The 18,793-nt window shown below is 36.8% G+C and carries 12 protein-coding genes; 3 read left to right on the forward strand and 9 right to left on the reverse strand.

The annotated features are described in order from the left end of the window. From JN11_RS16345 to JN11_RS24470, 5 genes are all read right to left on the reverse strand, one after another. The coding region (locus JN11_RS16345; protein WP_144914284.1) for a beta strand repeat-containing protein at positions 1-4,804 on the reverse strand (4,804 nt) is incomplete at its 3' end. An 85-nt stretch (positions 4,805-4,889) separates the two neighbouring features. Then, positions 4,890-5,837: a formyltransferase family protein gene (locus JN11_RS16350; protein ID WP_144914286.1), complete on the reverse strand. Its 948-nt coding sequence runs from the start codon at positions 5,835-5,837 to the stop codon at positions 4,890-4,892. 30 nt (positions 5,838-5,867) lie between these two features. Continuing rightward, entirely contained in the window at positions 5,868-6,404 is a 537-nt protein-coding gene (locus JN11_RS16355; RefSeq protein WP_144914287.1) for a phage tail protein, read from the reverse strand. A 123-nt stretch (positions 6,405-6,527) separates the two neighbouring features. Then, complete coding sequence (locus JN11_RS16360) at positions 6,528-7,064, reverse strand: phage tail protein (protein WP_144914289.1); 537 nt, start codon at positions 7,062-7,064, stop codon at positions 6,528-6,530. A gap of 598 nt (positions 7,065-7,662) precedes the next feature. Next, positions 7,663-7,821, reverse strand: coding sequence for a hypothetical protein (locus tag JN11_RS24470; protein WP_170227773.1), 159 nt, complete (start codon positions 7,819-7,821; stop codon positions 7,663-7,665). 207 nt (positions 7,822-8,028) lie between these two features. On the opposite strand from JN11_RS24470, the gene JN11_RS16365 reads away from it, so the two are divergent. Both JN11_RS16365 and JN11_RS16370 read left to right on the forward strand, forming a co-directional pair. Beyond that, complete coding sequence (locus tag JN11_RS16365; RefSeq protein WP_144914290.1) at positions 8,029-9,084, forward strand: sensor histidine kinase; 1,056 nt, start codon at positions 8,029-8,031, stop codon at positions 9,082-9,084. A gap of 6 nt (positions 9,085-9,090) precedes the next feature. Next, complete coding sequence (locus JN11_RS16370; protein ID WP_144914292.1) at positions 9,091-9,825, forward strand: LytR/AlgR family response regulator transcription factor; 735 nt, start codon at positions 9,091-9,093, stop codon at positions 9,823-9,825. On the opposite strand, the gene JN11_RS16375 is transcribed toward JN11_RS16370, so the two are convergent. Then, positions 9,757-12,867 (reverse strand): lantibiotic dehydratase, encoded by a 3,111-nt coding sequence (locus JN11_RS16375; RefSeq protein WP_144914293.1) that lies wholly within the window; start codon positions 12,865-12,867, stop codon positions 9,757-9,759. The two genes, JN11_RS16370 and JN11_RS16375, sit on opposite strands and share 69 nt — an antisense overlap. A gap of 774 nt (positions 12,868-13,641) precedes the next feature. On the opposite strand from JN11_RS16375, the gene JN11_RS16380 reads away from it, so the two are divergent. Next, positions 13,642-15,378, forward strand: coding sequence for a phospho-sugar mutase (locus JN11_RS16380; RefSeq protein ID WP_144914295.1), 1,737 nt, complete (start codon positions 13,642-13,644; stop codon positions 15,376-15,378). Between the two features lie 71 nt (positions 15,379-15,449). Here the strand turns inward: JN11_RS16380 and JN11_RS16385 are convergent, their stop codons facing one another. From JN11_RS16385 to JN11_RS16395, 3 genes are all read right to left on the reverse strand, one after another. Then, a complete protein-coding gene (locus tag JN11_RS16385; RefSeq protein WP_144914297.1) occupies positions 15,450-15,941 on the reverse strand; it encodes a DinB family protein in 492 nt (163 codons plus the stop codon). A gap of 119 nt (positions 15,942-16,060) precedes the next feature. Then, entirely contained in the window at positions 16,061-17,554 is a 1,494-nt protein-coding gene (locus JN11_RS16390; protein WP_144914298.1) for a TonB-dependent receptor, read from the reverse strand. Between the two features lie 602 nt (positions 17,555-18,156). Further along, a complete protein-coding gene (locus JN11_RS16395; RefSeq protein WP_144914300.1) occupies positions 18,157-18,411 on the reverse strand; it encodes a hypothetical protein in 255 nt (84 codons plus the stop codon). Positions 18,412-18,793: the final 382 nt, after the last annotated feature.

The following is an 18,793-nucleotide window of genomic DNA, read 5'->3' on the forward strand; positions in this document are numbered from 1 at the left end:
CCTCAAAACCTGTTGGCGGGCTTACCAATATACCTGCATTCATATTGCTGCCTGATACATTGAAACTTTCCGACGTTGAAGCGCTTCCATAGGTACTGTTTAAACCACTTAATGTTCCGCTGGCTGCTATGATCGGGCTGGGTATTGTTACTGTAAAAGTTGTCGAAGGTCCTGCTGTGCCGGCTGTATTGCCTGCATTATCAGATGCGGTACCTGCCGGAAGGCTGATTCCCATCGTGCCTGCCCCGGTTATGGAACCGATCGTAATAGTTCGGGTGGCGCCTGATCCGGTTACCGCTATCGATCCATAGTTAGCCGTACCCGTAGTATTGATGATTACCTGTGCTGCTGACAATGAAATGGATGCAGTGTTCAGGTTTGGATCTGTCCAGGTTACTGTATAGCTTACCGGGCCAGTACTGGTGCTGCTCACCGATGGTGAACTGAAAGTTATGGTTGGTGGCGTGTTATCGATAATCACACTGCTGGATGCTACAGAGGCCGCAGAGGTATTCCCTGCATTATCAGATACTGTACCCGCCGGAACCGTAAAGCTCAGCGTACCGTCACCGGTCATATCATTGAAAGTTACCGGAAAAGTATAATTGTTGCCCGAATGGGTATATGCCCCCACTGAAATGCTGTTGATCGTGGCGGTGCCCGTTACCTGCGAATTCTCAAAAACCAAAAGCGCCCCGAAATTCGATAAGGTACTGGTATTCATATTGGCATCAGTAAACGTTACCGTATAGCTGATCGCTGCACTTGAATTGACTATCGTTACCGATGGTGCACTGATCGTTACTGTTGGAGCCGTTTTATCAATGGTATAAGTACTACCTGTAAATGGCAAAGTCGTGCTGATGCCTGGCGATATGCCGGTCGCATTGGCCAGGTTTAATCCTATCGTGCCATCCCCCGTTCCGGTATTTACTGTAATAGTATAAGTAGTACCAGAGCCGGAAATAGCAGTAATACTTGCTCCACTTACACCGGTGGTAGTTAATGAAAAATTACTGGTGCTTAATCCTGTTACCGATGCTCCGAATGTTGCTGTATATTGTACCGTTGCAGCATTCGTTAGGCTGGAGCTTACATCAGTGATTGAACTGATAGTGGTTGGCGCGGGAGCTACCGTAAAAGTTGTGGAAGGTCCTGCTGCTCCGGCGGTATTGCCTGCATTATCTGAGGCAGTACCTGAGGGAAGGCTGATTCCCATAGTGCCTGTTCCGCTGATCGAACCGATCGTAACAGTACGCGTGGCCCCTGATCCGGTGACTGCTATAGATCCATAATTGGCTGTTCCCGTAGTATTGATGATTACCTGAGCTGCTGACAAAGAAATTGAAGCGGTATTCAAATTAGCATCCGCCCAGGTTACTGTATAGCTTACCGGACCTGTGGAAGTACTGCTTACTGATGGTGCACTGATCGTTACCGTTGGTACTGTTTTATCAATAGTATAAGTACTGCCTGCAAATGGCAGGGTAGTACTTATACCCGGCGATACACCTGTGGCATTGGCCAGGTTTAAACCGATTGTGCCATCCCCTGTGCCAGTATTTACTGTAATAGTATAAGTAGTACCAGAGCCGGAAATAGCAGTAATACTTGCTCCACTTACACCGGTGGTAGTTAATGAAAAATTACTGGTGCTTAATCCTGTTACCGATGCTCCGAATGTTGCTGTATATTGTACCGTAGCAGCATTCGTTAGGCTGGAGCTTACATCAGTGATCGAACTGATAGTGGTTGGCGCAGGAGCTACCGTAAAAGTAGCAGAAGGCCCTGCTGCTCCGGCGGTATTGCCTGCATTATCTGAAGCAGTGCCTGAAGGCAGGCTGATTCCCATCGTGCCTGCCCCGGTTATGGAACCGATCGTAATAGTTCGGGTGGCGCCTGATCCGGTTACCGCTATAGATCCATAATTGGCTGTTCCCGTAGTATTGATGATTACCTGAGCTGCTGACAAAGAAATTGAAGCGGTATTCAAATTAGCATCCGCCCAGGTTACTGTATAGCTTACCGGACCTGTGGAAGTACTGCTTACTGATGGTGCACTGATCGTTACCGTTGGTGCTGTTTTATCAATAGTATAAGTACTGCCTGCAAATGGCAGGGTAGTACTTATACCCGGCGATACACCTGTGGCATTGGCCAGGTTTAAACCGATTGTGCCATCCCCTGTGCCAGTATTTACTGTAATAGTATAAGTAGTACCAGAGCCGGAAATAGCAGTAATACTTGCTCCACTTACACCGGTGGTAGTTAATGAAAAATTACTGGTGCTTAATCCTGTTACCGATGCTCCGAATGTTGCTGTATATTGTACCGTTGCAGCATTCGTTAGGCTGGAGCTTACATCAGTGATTGAACTGATAGTGGTTGGCGCAGGAGCTACCGTAAAAGTAGCAGAAGGCCCTGCTGCTCCGGCGGTATTGCCTGCATTATCTGAGGCAGTACCTGAGGGAAGGCTGATTCCCATAGTGCCTGTTCCGCTGATCGAACCGATCGTAACAGTACGCGTGGCCCCTGATCCGGTGACTGCTATAGATCCATAATTGGCTGTTCCCGTAGTATTGATGATTACCTGAGCTGCTGACAAAGAAATTGAAGCGGTATTCAAATTAGCATCCGCCCAGGTTACTGTATAGCTTACCGGACCTGTGGAAGTACTGCTTGCTGATGGTGCACTGATCGTTACCGTTGGTACTGTTTTATCAATAGTATAAGTACTGCCTGTAAATGGCAGGGTAGTATTTATACCCGGCGATACACCTGTGGCATTGGCCAGGTTTAAACCGATTGTGCCATCCCCTGTGCCAGTATTTACTGTAATAGTATAAGTAGTACCAGAGCCGGAAATAGCAGTAATACTTGCTCCACTTACACCGGTGGTAGTTAATGAAAAATTACTGGTGCTTAATCCTGTTACCGATGCTCCGAATGTTGCTGTATATTGTACCGTTGCAGCATTCGTTAGGCTGGAGCTTACATCTGTGATCGAACTGATAGTGGTTGGGGCAGGAGCTACTGTAAAAGTAGCAGAAGGCCCTGCTGCTCCGGCGGTATTGCCTGCATTATCTGAGGCAGTACCTGAGGGAAGGCTGATTCCCATAGTGCCTGTTCCGCTGATCGAACCGATCGTAACAGTACGCGTGGCCCCTGATCCGGTGACTGCTATAGATCCATAATTGGCTGTTCCCGTAGTATTGATGATTACCTGAGCTGCTGACAAAGAAATTGAAGCGGTATTCAAATTAGCATCCGCCCAGGTTACTGTATAGCTTACCGGACCTGTGGAAGTACTGCTTACTGATGGTGCACTGATCGTTACCGTTGGTACTGTTTTATCAATAGTATAAGTACTGCCTGCAAATGGCAGGGTAGTACTTATACCCGGCGATACACCTGTGGCATTGGCCAGGTTTAAACCGATTGTGCCATCCCCTGTGCCAGTATTTACTGTAATAGTATAAGTAGTACCAGAGCCGGAAATAGCAGTAATACTTGCTCCACTTACACCGGTGGTAGTTAATGAAAAATTACTTGTGCTTAATCCTGTTACTGATGCTCCGAATGTTGCTGTATATTGTACTGTAGCGGCATTCGTTAGGCTGGAGCTTACATCTGTGATCGAACTGATAGTGGTTGGGGCAGCAGTAACTGTGCTGCTGGCTGTAGCAACATTTACACTTGTTGCTCCTGAACTACTCAATACTATATTACCAGAATAAGTATTCACAGCATCTGCAGCAGCTAATCGTACATAAATTGTTGTAGCCGCAAGGGTGCCCGAAGAACCAACGGTTACTGTACTGCTAAAAGTAGAATTATCTGTACTCACTTCAAAGCCAGATGGTGGTGTAACTAACACGCCAGCAGTTAAGGCAGTTGCCGAAACACTAAAACTAGTAGATGATGAAGCAGTACCTGAGGTAGTACTTAATGCTGCTAATGTTCCACTTGCAGTAATAGTAGGCGATGAAAGATTAAATATCGGGTTACTTGAAGAGAAATAAGTACCTCCCACAGCCAAATTATAAGGAGCCGTTGCAGTAGCGGTTGCCGTCCAGTTGGCGTAGTTACCTATATCCGTCAGCAGCGTTGTTTGTGATCCTACTAAAGGACCTGTATAAACTGCATTATAGCGGGCTGTCTCCAGGGTAAAAGGTAATGCAGAAGGTGCTGAAACAGTACCGTTAAAAGGATTGGCATTAGTTAATCCGGTAGGTAATGCGCTTTGTGCTGCATTGTTTCCTACTGTTCCGGTAACCCATCCGGTAGTACCGACATTGGTGGCATTGGTATTGATACCATAAATAAATGTAGGAGAAGCCTGCGTTCCCTGGAAAATAAGAATCTGATTGCCCGTGGATGGAGAATACCCTACGGTACTGGTAAATTCTGTATTGGTTACACCACTGATGGTTCCGTTTGACGGCGTTACCGTAATTGTTGCTGGTAAGGTACCATTGGCAACAGAGAAATTGAACACCGTACCAGCAGTAATATTAGATCCCACTGTCCAGGTGAAGACTCCATCTATCGTGCCTGTACTGGTAAAGGCGCTTCCAGTCCAGCCCTTACTGGTAAACTGTATTACCGTTCCGGCAGTAACGTCTTTTAATACTACAATATCAAAATTATCGTTTCCTATAGGCGCCGTTGTTGTGGTATTGTAGCTAAAATCATAGCCAACAACCGCTATGTCACCCGGCGAAAGTGTTGTTTGCCCCTCTACGATAGAGGAAATAAACAAAAGAAATAATGCAGCGGTAAGCGCAAGTAATTGTTTCTTCATATCTGCAAGGTTTATCTATTCTTATAAAATAGCTTCTTTAATTTTTTATACTATTTGAATTTATAAATTATCAACAATGACGTAATCATCTTAGATTATCAGCATGGTTCCCAAAAAGCTGACCTGTTTTAAAACCATAAAGTCCGGCAAATCTTTTCGGAACAAAACAGTTATTTATCTTGAAGTAATCAATATTCAGCAACTTCCCATCTTTACAAACCACACTAAAATCTGAATTATCATTAACCACAGCAGTTCCGGCTACGTATTGCGATTTTGTTATTGTAGAAACTGTCGCATCCAAAATTTTCAGTTCAAAACCATTTATCAAAGTAGTGGCGCCCCAATTCCATGAATTACAAGCTTTAACCAAATCAACTACTTCATCCGCACTCATCTCATTCCAATTAATCATTACATCTATTAAACCGGGTTTTGTATAATAAACAGCATTGCTTTCACTCTGCACATTTTCCGGCAACTTACGTCCCATATTAATGGTATTTAATATCTCAATAACTCCTCTTACCTGTAACTCGCAAAACATATGGTTAACAAAATCGTAAGTAAAATGAGCATGGTTAGATATGTTATATTCCCAAACAACAGGTCCACTGTCCACCTTTTTTGTCATATGATGAATACTTATACTTAATTCTTTAACACCTTTCTTCAGTTGCCAGAAAACCGGCGAAGGCCCTCTAAACTCCGGAAGTTTGCCGAAATGAATATTGTAAACACCGTATTTAACATCGGCAAACTGATCTACTTTCACTATATTACCATAACCTACAAAGAACACTATATCAAGCCGGTAAAGCTGTTGCCAGCTATATAAATCCTGCTTATCATTTTCAATAGTTAATGTGACACCATTAGCATTACAAAAACTAATCGTATCTTTTGTACTCTGACTGATATCGGCCGATTTACCAACGTATAACATTACCCCCGCTTTATTTTTATAGTTACATAAATTAAAAAGCAGGGGTATATATAACTTAGCTGAGTTGGATACTATACCTATGTTCATTAAACTGTAAAATATCCTACTTATAATTTGTTAATTCCTTGACGGATATACCCCGGTTAATGCTATAATAAAATTTATAGTCAGGTATGGTTGCATATTATCGTGTGGTAAGGAACTACCAGATATACTCAAAGCATTAGGAGCCATAGTGGTATTAGCACTTGAGGCTTCGATAAAGTTAGATGGAGTGCCACCAACTCCGGCATCCGTAGATTGTGCCAGAATAAAATTTGTTGGCAATACTTGTGTTGCAACGGTTGTACTGGCGTTTATAAGGTGATTATGTGCAGGCATCTCAGATTGCAATAACGTTACAGCTTCTGAACCTGATTCTTCACCAATAACGCGCGGAGTTAATCCTATACCGTTACCCCAGTGAATTGGTGCCCTCCCCCTAAGGTCTGGCAGGCCAAATGTTTGAATACCATCCCCACCATAAGTAGTGCCTAATAATGAAAACAGGGCAGTATTTTGAGATATAGATAATAATTGTCCGTTACATAGAGCAAAGCCTCGTGGAGCAAAATTACCCCCGAACATCTTGATTTCGCCAAGATAAGTATCCATTTTTTTAAGGTATTAAATCTTCAAAAAAGCTTACAAAAACTCAAATAAACTTTGCCAGGTTTGTAATTGTTTAAATAACATTTTGCTATCTAATCATTACATTCCCGGCAACTATTCAATAATTTAATTTCTTGATGGGAAAACTCCTACTAAGGCAATTATAAAAGTTACGGCCAAATATGGCTGCATATTATTATGTGGTAATGAACTACCCGCCATAGAAACTGCAGTTGGCGCTAAAGTTGTATTTGCACTTGCTGGTTCGATAAAATTAGAAGGTGTGCCACCAACTCCTGCATCAGTAGATTGTGCTAAAATGAAATTTGTTGGTAACACTTGTGTTGCAACAGTAGTGCTTGCGTTTATCAAGTGATTGTGAGCGGGAATTTGAGAAATCAATAGCGTTACATTTTCTGTTCCGCTTGATTCTCCAATTACTCTTGTAGTAAGACCCGGACCTGTTCCCCAATGTATGGGAGCCCTGCCTTGTAAATTAGGCAGTGCAAATGTTTGAGAGCCGTTACCACCATAGGTAGTTCCGAGAATTGAAAAAAGAGCTGCATATTGTGAAATTGCCAATAATTGGCCATTGCACAAAGCCCAACCAGATGGTGCGAAATTACCGCCGAACATTTTGATTTCTCCAAGATAAGGTTCCATTTTTTTAGGATTTAGGTTTTTTTTATAATAAGTGCTTAGGTTTTAGATCATAAAGGTAACTAATTTTTATAAAAATGCAACTATCAAAATAAAATGATTAATGCTTTTTCTTTTTTTAATTATTTACCTTTTCAACACGATGAAAAATAGTCAAAAACGGTACCAAAGTTATCACATCTAAAAAAGGGAATTACTCATCAACCGTTATCTAATAAAATAAAAAACGTGAAATATGATTAATTTTACCTATAAAACCACATCATTAGTTAATAGATGGGGAATGTTTAAATAGTATTTAACCATTAACAGTAAGGTGATTATACTACATTTTGGGTATTTAAAAAGACGAATGTGGCACTATATCCACACTTTAAAAGATCAATTGGCCTGCTTCTAATTAAATAATTAGTAAAAAAATAATCCAAAACAGGCTTTGTTTTGGATTAAGATACAGTTATCCACTGCAAAACTTTTTAAGGTTTAGCTGATAGACTGTAATAAAAAAATAAGATAAGGTTTAGATTATTACTAAAAACTAAGCACTAGAAATCCTATTTGTATGTTTGTTGGTAACTAAAACCTTGAAGAATAAATTTTATTAATTGTAGTTTATACCGTTTAAAGCAATATGGCTTAATGTAGTAGTTGTATTCAAAGTTGGATCATCAAGAACACCACCACCTGTAAAATTATCTTTTTTAAAGCCATAAACTTGTTTGGTTTTTAATTTTTTGAGTTTAAATCCTGTTGCTTTCATAATCTATTTTTTTAATTATGACAGAAGTTAGGAAAGTGATTTCGCTTCAAAAAAGTTATTACACCAACTGCATTATTCTATATACCAACACGGTTATTGGCCTCATTTTTTTACTTGAATTAAAAAACCATTTTTTGGAATTGGGTTAGCATCACTAAACATTATATAGCTATTTTTGAAGATACCTTTCAATACCCTAATATTCTGATGAAGACACTCAAATTCGAAAACTTAAAAGTCCACGTTATTTTCTGGGCTATTTACATATGTTACGAGTTAGCGGTTATTTATAGCCTTGGTGGAAAATTTTCTAATTTCCCCGATTATGCAGGTCATTACCTATTAAATATTGCCACGTTTTATTTTAACGCTCATATTGTACTTCCGAATGCCGTTTCAGAAAAGGCAAAATCATACCTCACTATTCCATCAGCAATATTGGCAGAAATTATACTTTACCTTTTATTAAAGTTACTTCTATATCAATTTTATCAATTTTCAAACATTCAGATAAGCACACCAATAGTTAATATTTGGTTTTTTATAATTAGTAGTACCTGGAGAGCTGTATTTTTTATTGGCTTAAGTACTGCATACTGGCTCGCTTTATCAACCATTCAAAACTGGAAAAGGATAACCGATTTAGAAAACTCGCAATTAAGGAATGAATTACAAACCCAGGCATTAGAAAAAACATTACTTACTACCGAAAATGCGTATCTTAAATCGCAAATAAACCCTCATTTCTTATTAAACACTTTAAACTTTTTGTATAATTCGGTTTCAAAATACTCTGAAAAAATAGCAGAAAGCGTGCTATTACTTTCTGATATAATGCGTTATGCTTTGACCAATGCTGATGAAGACGGAAAAGTTAAATTAGAAGCAGAAATTGATCATATTAATAGTTTTATTAAATTGAACCAGGCAAGGTATGATGAGAGACTTTGCATTGATTTTTTAATTAATGGAGAAACGGAAGAATGCAGAATTATACCTCTTATATTAATTACGCTTACAGAAAACGTTTTCAAATATGGAGATTTGCTAAATGAAAATTACCCTGCAAAGATTACAGCTACAGTAGAAGATAATAACTTAACTTTTGTTACCAAAAATTTAAAAAGAAAAAAGACTTACTATCCCGGATATGGAATTGGAATTAATAACATTAAAAGCCGCTTAGAAATGTATTACAAATACGAATTAAATGTTGAAGAAGATGAAAATGAATATATATCCACACTAAAGATTGAATTATAAACCTTTATGTATACTTGCTACGTTATTGATGATGAATCGCATGCTATTGATACTCTTTCGGGATATATAAATAAATCTCCTGGATTAAACTTAATAGGAAGCAATGTAAATCCACTGGTTGCTATTGAACAGATTGACAATATAGCACAGGTGGATATTGTTTTCTTGGATGTGGATATGCCAGAGCTATCAGGGCTTGATGTAGCTGATATACTCTCGCCACGAAGTGCTATTATATTTACTACAGCTTACCCCAACTATGCTTTGCAAGCTTTTGAAAAAAACGGCTCCGATTTTATATTAAAACCAATTTCATTTGAACGCTTTACCAAATCGGTAATAAAGGTCCAGAATTTATTGAAATCAAAAAAGCCAATTGATGGCCAGACAGAAAGTGAACACTTCTTTATAAATCCAGGGGTTAAAGGCAAAATGATCCAATTAAGCTATGCCGATATTTTGTATATAGAAGGGTTGAAAAATTATGTTGTAATTTATACATCCGACAGCAAATACATTACTTATTTGTCACTAAGAGAAATAGAAGTTGCCATACCTGCTTCTAGATTTATCAGAATACATAAATCATATATTGTTAATGTTGATAAAATAAAATCAATTGATGGTAATATTATTTTGTTATCGCATACAATTGAATTACCAATAGGAATATCATTTAAAGACAGCTTCCTTAACATGATTAATGCTAAAACGCTTAGAAGCGGACGCAGCGGGCTGTAGTTCTTTTTCTTTCCTGGCCTCCAAAGACTGATAATATTTATACAATAAGTAATAGATTATAAATTCATGTTTCCGCTGTTTTTCATTAAATAACCTATTTAAATGCATATGTATTAAATCGCCAGAAAGCTTAACTAGATTACCATTTAATTGCCAGTCAAAATTCACCTTTAGTTCAAGAAGTTCTTTTTCAAAAGCAGCAAATACTTTTTTACCTGCAAGTTCAATAATGGTATTTTTGTTGGTTTTTATGTTGTTTATAAACAATGCATATTCCCTGTATTTGGTATCCAATTGAAATTTCACCTGCTTACTATCATCAAACTCATGTTTCATTCCATCATGCAGGCTTTTAAGAATGTACATTTTCCCTGAATTATCACGAAAAAACACACCAAGTAAGGCATCAACAGATACTAGGGCTAAATGTAACTCGGAAAAACCAGTATGTTCATCTTTAGTAATATTCCGCAGGTAATTAATTATGAGCTCGCTACTTGCTTGAAATATTTTTTCTACATATTCTATTTTATCAAAACCATATCTTTCTAATTCTCTTTTATAGGTGTCAAGTAATAAATTATCGATACTCCCGTTTTCGACATACTTGCGCATTTTTTTTTCGAAATACTGAACAACCTCTGTTACGTTACCTTGTTTAGTTTGTATACGGATTCTTAAATGCTGATCAGGGTCTGCATACCTTATAAAGTACCATCCTTTTAATTTGTTCTGTTTTTTAAGATTATTAACAATAACATTAATGCTTTTTATTAGCAAAGTATTGGAAATAGCCGGATGACAGTATAATTTAAAATACACCCATTCATCGCCGGGAAGATAAATGCGTTTAATTTTATTTTTCCTGTTATTTAATGTAGAAAACATACTTTGATGGTAAGCTACCTCACTTGAAAAAACAGAAGCCATAAACTGTCCAACCAATGGCTCTCCTGAAGTATTTTGAACAATAGATTCTTCTTCCAGAAAAACCTCCTGCAGAATAACAGTTTTTTTATTCTTAATAGTCTTAACAAAATTATTAACAGAATCAGGGTCATCAATATTAAAAATGAGCTGATTATCTCCTTCAGTAAGTGCAAATTGTTTCTTCAGTTCTATTTTTTCACTTAACCTTTTAAAATTGGTTCTTAAATCATTATCGCATGTGATTTCAATAATTTCATCACTATCTAAAACCCATGTACACGGAAATAATATACAGTTTTTATATTCTACCCGGGGATAAAAATTTAATCCGGGTAAAAGCGACTTCAAATCAAAAGTATAGTTGAATTTCAAATCCTGGTATTGCAAATCGCACAAAAACCTAAATATTGAAAGTTCGCTTCGGGTATAGTTATAAGCAGAGCTTAACCGCGGGATAATTATTTTATTCAATTTTTTAGACCGGAGTATAATTTTATTATCAACTACAGACACCATTATATCCGAAAGATCTATGATACTGCTCCTGTTAAGCGTGGAATGTACTCCTATCGGAATTTCATACATTCTCACCCCACCATTTGAATTTATATTTGCAGCATGCTCGTCGTTAAAGCAGGATATATCAGCAAATATTACATCTTCATTTAGTTTTTCTTCGGCTTCGGCAATGGAGCGAACCTCTTGTTTAACATCTTCATTAAACAAGGTAAACCGTCCTAACAACGCAGTAGCTGAACATCCACCAGCCTGTTCTATCCAAATCTTGTCGTTAAAGACCCTGAAAATCACAGAAAAACTTGGTGGAATAGTCAAATCTGATTGCATATGAATTTTATCAAGTTCCTTATCGGTTATGGAAATACAATGATTATCAACATTTTTTGAAAGCCTGGATAAAAAAAATTCGTGCACTTGCGTCCAGTTAAAATGCAGTGTATTGGATCGCAAATTCAATTGAATACCATCCAGCAACTCACTTGTTACCAGGTTAGCTTCTGATCCGTCATACCCCACTCCTGTTTCCCTGTCAAGGGCCTGCAGAACAGGAATTTCCTGATCTTCAAATTTTGCCTTGAATTTACTTTTGAATGTACCTAATGTTTGAGGAGTGCTATTGAATGCAAATTTATTAAGACACATTAAACCGTCTTTTATTTGCTGCTGATATTTTTTTCCAATAATTGATTTTGTTTTCCTTTCAGAAGCAACATAAAACATAGACTTAATATCTTTTTTCATTGATTGATATAAATCACTATTTGTCAACTCCTTAATATTAACATCATCCTCATTTACAATATTTTTAACTATATCATTATAACTTACAATCTGATTCGCCAGATCATAATCTCCATTTATTTCACTCGCTATTCTGGCTAACCTGCTAAAATATTTCTCGCCAGCCATGTTGGGATATAATTCAGGTATAAGTAGTCCGGCTTCAATCAAATCATTAATGTATTCTTCTATTTCATCCGTCTGATCAATAAACTTTTCTAACCAACTAATCATTTCTCCTTTACTTTTACCTGTTTTGCAAAAGCTGATTAACTTATTTAACAAGCCATCTGCCTGATACGAAACAATTAAAAAATCGGTCTTTTTAGGATTATTATTAAATCCATTGGTTAAATAACGTTTTTCACGTTTAGTGGTATAAATAGAATTATTGGAATAGTATTTAATATTCTCAAAATGTCCTGATTTTTCCATCTTCCTCGCTAAATCAACACTAAATTGAAAATCTGGATTAACATAGATTTGCCGACCGTCTTCCAAAATACAGATAGAAGAGCCTTTTGATAAATCCCATTTAAGTGAGCTAAAGGCTGAAAACATCCCGAATGGTGTTGGCCTATAACACATGCGGTTAAAATATTTCTGCAAACTAAGTTTCACCTTACTATCAAGTAGTTGATAATCAAAATCACACCTACTCAATTCGGCGTACAAGCTTTCACTGGCAAAAAATATGGCGGCCTGGAAAAACTGTGTTTTAAGTGTTTTTTCCAATTCTGAGATCTCATAGTTTTTATAACTTAAGGCCGGAGTTCTTAAAAAAAGATATGGGCTAAAAAAAATATTGAGCATATGTTTACAATTTAAAATACAAGTAATATCATATCGAGAAATCTAAACACGCGCAATAAATTAAATTATATGCCGGCCCTTATGTATCTAAATAGAACAGATAGGTTTTGTAAAAACATATTCGCAGTTGAAAAAACACATCAACCCAAAAGAAAGAAGTTTAAATTACAAAACTTAACATATTTATACGAATATTTACAAAGATTGTTGGTAAAGGGAACAGCGTTTTAAACTTAAAATGCATTAAAAAGATAAATTAAATATTGATGAATTTATTTAATTTATCTTTTTAATTTCAGTTAATCTTTTTCATGAATTACGGTTTACCGAACCAAAGAAACCCACCTTCTTTTCCAAAAAGTCGGGCTTTAGGTCAGCATTTAAAGCGCGATTTCTTCCCAGCTTAAAGCGCCAGTATTTAAACTTACGGGGTGTATATACGCTTCATTGCTCCATTTGTTACAGTCTGGCAAACTCTTTTATGCATTAATTAAAAAGATCAAAGTGTCTTTTTGACCTAAAGTGCTCTTTGGCAGATTTTTGAGGCCTAATTATAAAACTTATTTACGGAACCCTTTTATGAATTAATTTATTCCAATTAAAAATCTATTTAACAGAAATGTTGTTCTATATAAAAAATCATATATTAATGTTCATTTAAAAGAATATTTTGTTAATTAATCATATCATTACATTATGCGGTAATTCTTTTTTTATTGCCATATTTGACCTTATATTGTTATACCGATTTACCGAAAAAACACAAATATTATTATGCAAACAGCAGATCCCATTATTCTACAAAGAGCAAATGCCTGGCTCAATGGAAATTATGACGCTGATATCAAAAACGCTATTCAAAAATTAATTGACAGCGAATCTTATACAGAGTTAACAGACGCATTTTACCGCGATCTTGAATTTGGTACGGGCGGGCTTCGCGGAATAATGGGTCCAGGGTCAAACCGCATTAACAAATATACTATTGGCACTGCTACGCAAGGATTATGTAATCACCTTAAAAAAACTTATCCTGGCCAAAAGGTAAAGGTTGCCATTGCGCATGATAGCAGAAACAATTCTGATTTGTTTGCCCGCATAACTGCGGAAGTTTTTTCGGCAAATGATATTTATGTTTATTTCTTTAAAGAATTACGCCCAACGCCTGAGCTATCATTTGCTATTCGCTATTTAGGATGCAAAAGTGGGGTAATGCTCACTGCTTCACACAATCCGAAAGAATACAACGGATATAAAGCTTATGGTGCAGACGGTGGACAATTTGTTTCGCCTGAAGACAAAGCAGTTATGGATGAGGTAGCTGCAATAAGCAGTATTGATGAAGTTAAATTTAACCGCATTGATGCAAATATTGGATTTATTGGCGAAGAGATAGATAAGCTTTACCTGGATAAAATAACGGCTCTTTCTGTATCAAAAGATGCTATTAAGCGTCAGAAAGATTTAAGGATTGTTTACTCTCCTATTCACGGCACAGGAATTACCCTTGTGCCGCAGGCCCTTAAACAATTTGGTTTTGAGAATGTGATATTAGTTGAAGAACAAAGTAAGCCTGATGGCAACTTCCCTACAGTTGTTTATCCAAACCCGGAAGAAAAGGAAGCTCTTACCCTCGCGCTAAAAAAAGCAGAAGAAACAGATGCAGACCTGGTACTTGCCACAGACCCGGATGCCGACCGTGTAGGTATAGCCGTAAAAAACACACAGAACGAATTTATTTTGCTAAATGGCAACCAAACAGGCGCCATGCTGATAAACTACCTGCTTACTTCCTGGCAGGAAAGCGGTAAACTTACCGGTAAAGAATATATCGTTAAAACCATTGTTACTACCAACTTGATTGAGGAGATAGCAAAAGCTAAAAACGTAAAGTTTTATAACACTTTAACCGGGTTCAAATACATCGGTGAATTGATGACCAAATTTGAAGGTAAACAAACCTTTATTGGTGGTGGTGAAGAGAGTTACGGTTATCTTATTGGAGAATTGGTTAGGGATAAAGATGCAGTAGTGTCTAGCGCGTTTATTGCAGAAATGACAGCGTTTTATAAAGATAAAGGAAGCAGCCTCTTTGAGGCCCTGATTGATACTTATGTACAATACGGCTTTTATAAAGAAAAGTTAATTTCTTTGACTAAAAAAGGTAAAACAGGTGCCGAGGAAATAAAGGAAATGATGGAGAAATTCAGGACTAATCCTCCATCAAAACTAGGTGGTTCAAAAGTAATTACGCTGAAAGATTATGAAAAAGGCATTGAAACTGATTTAATTGCAAATACTACCCAACCGTTAGAGTTGCCTAAATCAGATGTTTTGCAATTTATTACTGCGGATGGCAGTATTGTTTCTGCACGCCCTTCAGGCACTGAACCTAAAATTAAGTTTTATTGCAGCGTTAACGGTAAGCTTGCCAATAAAAGTGCTTATGCTGAAACTGATAAGCAGCTCGATTTAAAAATTGCTGCAGTTATGCAGGATTTAGGCGTTTAAAATCTTGATATACCCATAAGCAAAAAATCCCGGAGCATACCGGGATTTTTTGTTTAGACGAAAAACTTGTCTTAAATGTTTTCAGGCTTAACCAATACTACTTGGCCCAAATGGTAAGCCACATGATTGGCACGGTTAAGAACCACACTTAAACGATTACGCGAAGGATCCTTTTCAAAATCAGCATCAGTCATAGCATTGTGCCTTTTAAACCAATCTTCGGGAGCTACATTGTTAAATAATTCTTTCAAATCACAATGAACTTCATTCCAAATGGCTTTTAATTCTTTAACTGGAGGCATTTCTGATTCCTGATTATCAGGATTTTGGAGAAAGAGCGGAGAAAGAACAGAATATTTGCCTGTGTCCAATCCCAGGGTTTCTTTCAAAAGATCATGATAAACGGCCAAATGTCCATACAGATAAATAATTCTATTTTTGCCGGGAGCTATTTGTTTATAGAATTCGCTTTCACTATAACTGTTAAAAACTTTTTCGGCCCTGGCAATTTGCGTATTCCAGCTGTGTAAGGCTATTTGAACAAATAGTTTTTGTTGATCCATCTTTAAAATATTTGGGGTAAAGATGCATTTGCTAAACCCATTTTGTTTAAATAAAAGAGAAATTGACAGGTTTTTGACCTATTTCTTTATGATGTAGTTTTCTTTGATTTGACAGAAGTTTAAGCAATGTCCGTAACTACGTCCGGATCCTCGCTTATTGTTTGGGTATTTTCTTTTGTAAAATCTGTATCACAGGCATATCCAAACAGGCAACGTTCTTTTATCATAGTAGCCACTTCGGCAGGCACATATTCTTCCCATCCTTCGGCTCCTTTCTTTATTAACTGCAGGACCTTATCTGTTTGAACGTTAAGGTTGTTTTCGTTGTAATGATGGATGTCCTCAATTTTATTATTGGCTATCAGGTAGCGATAAAGATCAATAAGATGAGGAGGCGGATAAAACCTCAGGCAGTTCCAGATTACACCATCACGTAACGTTGGATAAATAAATAATTTTACCTTCCTGCTAAACAGGGTGGCAAACGATTCCAAAATCCCCCCGGGCAAATCTTTATAATGCTCTTCAGAAAAAATATATTCCAGGTTAGGATAACCCAAAACCACTCCTAATTTTAATTTGGTAATTTTTGACAGATAAGCTACCAGTTTATAATATTCGTGAAAATCAGAAATCAATACCGTTTGTCCTAATGAACAAAGAATATCCACGCGATCAAGGAAATCCTTTTCATCAATTTCAGCGTTAAGTTCAGCATTACGTTCTTTTAGTGATTGAAGAGTAAGCTCTGTAATAACACTCACATTGGTTTCATCAACATCAGGTTCCTGCATAAACTGCTTTACACCTGTATGCAGCATATCCAGATGCACATTAATAATAGGGCGAAAGCGGCCGCGTACTACTACAATATGTTTTTTATATAAAGCCTCATCGGGCTGCAGGTTTTTACCGTCGGGGCCAAACACAGCGGCATCAGAAAACCCGTATTTTACCAGGTGCAAACTCATCAGCCTATTATCAACCTTTTTAAAATTGGGCCCCTCAAATCGAATCATATCTATCTGGATACGATCATTAGACAGTTCATCCATTAATGAAAGCAGAAATATGGGTGGGTTTTCGTGATAATTGAAGCAGGCATAAATCAGGTTTACCCCCAATACGCCTACTACCTGCTGTTGTAAGTTGTTATCGTTATCTAATAATTTAACGTGCAGTACAACATCGTTAAACTCTCCATTAGGTTCTAATTGAAAACGCACACCCATCCAGCCATGACCTTCGTTTGTTTTGTGGTAATTAAGAGCTGAAACGGTATCAGAGAAAGCAAAAAATGTTGTTGAATCACCGCGCTGACTTGCCAATCGTTCAATCAGCAAGCCATATTCATGATCTAACATGGCTATTAATCGGGGTTCGCTTACATAGCGGCGGACTTTCAGCGCTCCATAAATAGCATCAGAAACAACCATATCATAGGCCGACATGGTTTTGGCAATAGTGCCGGATGATGCTCCGGCCTTAAAAAAATTAGCTGCTACATCCTGGCCTGCACCTATTTCAGCAAATGAGCCATAAATTTGGGGGTCGAGATTAATAGCAAGCGCTTTTTGTTTTGTTCCAATATCTTTATTGTGAATAATACTCATACGCTTAATTATTAATCAGTTACTATTTCCACTGTCACTATCGGAAATGATGCCTTAAAATTACTACTTTTTGCAGAATATGGGCGTTCAATAGTGTAAAAAGCAGATAAAATTTCCGTCAGAAAGAGGTTAATTTATTATTACTAAAAGCTAATACGCCGGGATATAAAAAGAAGTTGCAGCCGCAATTAAAAAACCAGGCAAAAGGATGTACTCCTGAAAAACATTATAAAAGATCTTAATTAATATTATTACAAAAATATATCAGACTGATCTGAAAGATCCTTTGCGGGCGTACTTATAATATAAACAATTAATGCCAGGCAAACCAAAAGAATAATTCTGGTACAATAAAAAACTAAATTCTCCATATTTCAATTGTGTTTATTGCGTCAATATATTCAATAACAATACCTAAATATAAAATATTGATTATAAGACGATTAAATAAAAAGTTTAAATATAAAAGTAGCTATATGTCGTTAATTATTGAATACTATGACGAAATACCGAAGCAGTTGCCTGCTTATACTTTATAGAGAAGACGAATCAAAACAATAAAAATTCTTTATGAAAGAAAATTTTTGCAATAATTCATAAAATTAGTTTGCTAAAAAGGAAGACTGAACAATTCCGTCTGTAAGTAATACCCCTTTTTCTCCGGTAAATACTTCAATAGCATAAATACATTTATACGATTCACTGAGGTAATCATATACCTCATCAATTAACAGGATGGAATAAGATTGATAGGGAAAAGTATTACTATTTTGCAAACACATCAAATAATTATTGCCTAATAATATAAAATCAGCATCAAAACCTTTACCATGTAATTCTATAAGCCGCTTTGTCATTAAACAATTTAACTTTCTTTTGTTGTAGATTTCACTGTTCATAACGCCATAATTTTTAATATAATCTTGATTCTATTCCATACTTTAAATCTATATAAAAATCCTGCCATTAATTAAACAATTGATAAACAGAATAATACACAAAAACTTTCAAGATCAATGAAAAACTGCTAATTACTCAACAAAATGATGATATAGCGTTATAAATGGTATTTTAATTTACTACTCACAACAATTTCAAAATTCAATAATTTGATATTTCTTAAAAGGAAATATTCATTCCATTAAAGATGATTAATATCTTATAGAAAAACTATTGGTTTCAAGGGTAAACATACAATTAGCAGCACTCTATTATCTATTGTAATCGAGCATTCGGTAA

It is taken from the genome of Mucilaginibacter frigoritolerans (assembly GCF_007830615.1).
GTDB classification, from domain to species: Bacteria; Bacteroidota; Bacteroidia; order Sphingobacteriales; family Sphingobacteriaceae; genus Mucilaginibacter; species Mucilaginibacter frigoritolerans.

Excerpts from the sequence above, each read along its gene's own strand:
- JN11_RS16350 (WP_144914286.1), bottom strand. The coding sequence starts at position 5,837 with ATGAACATAGGTATAGTATCCAACTCAGCTAAGTTATATATACCCCTG.
- JN11_RS16355 (WP_144914287.1), bottom strand. The coding sequence starts at position 6,404 with ATGGATACTTATCTTGGCGAAATCAAGATGTTCGGGGGTAATTTTGCT.
- JN11_RS16360 (WP_144914289.1), bottom strand. The coding sequence starts at position 7,064 with ATGGAACCTTATCTTGGAGAAATCAAAATGTTCGGCGGTAATTTCGCA.
- JN11_RS24470 (WP_170227773.1), bottom strand. The coding sequence starts at position 7,821 with ATGAAAGCAACAGGATTTAAACTCAAAAAATTAAAAACCAAACAAGTT.
- JN11_RS16365 (WP_144914290.1), top strand. The coding sequence starts at position 8,029 with ATGAAGACACTCAAATTCGAAAACTTAAAAGTCCACGTTATTTTCTGG.
- JN11_RS16370 (WP_144914292.1), top strand. The coding sequence starts at position 9,091 with ATGTATACTTGCTACGTTATTGATGATGAATCGCATGCTATTGATACT.
- JN11_RS16375 (WP_144914293.1), bottom strand. The coding sequence starts at position 12,867 with ATGCTCAATATTTTTTTTAGCCCATATCTTTTTTTAAGAACTCCGGCC.
- JN11_RS16380 (WP_144914295.1), top strand. The coding sequence starts at position 13,642 with ATGCAAACAGCAGATCCCATTATTCTACAAAGAGCAAATGCCTGGCTC.
- JN11_RS16385 (WP_144914297.1), bottom strand. The coding sequence starts at position 15,941 with ATGGATCAACAAAAACTATTTGTTCAAATAGCCTTACACAGCTGGAAT.
- JN11_RS16390 (WP_144914298.1), bottom strand. The coding sequence starts at position 17,554 with ATGAGTATTATTCACAATAAAGATATTGGAACAAAACAAAAAGCGCTT.
- JN11_RS16395 (WP_144914300.1), bottom strand. The coding sequence starts at position 18,411 with ATGACAAAGCGGCTTATAGAATTACATGGTAAAGGTTTTGATGCTGAT.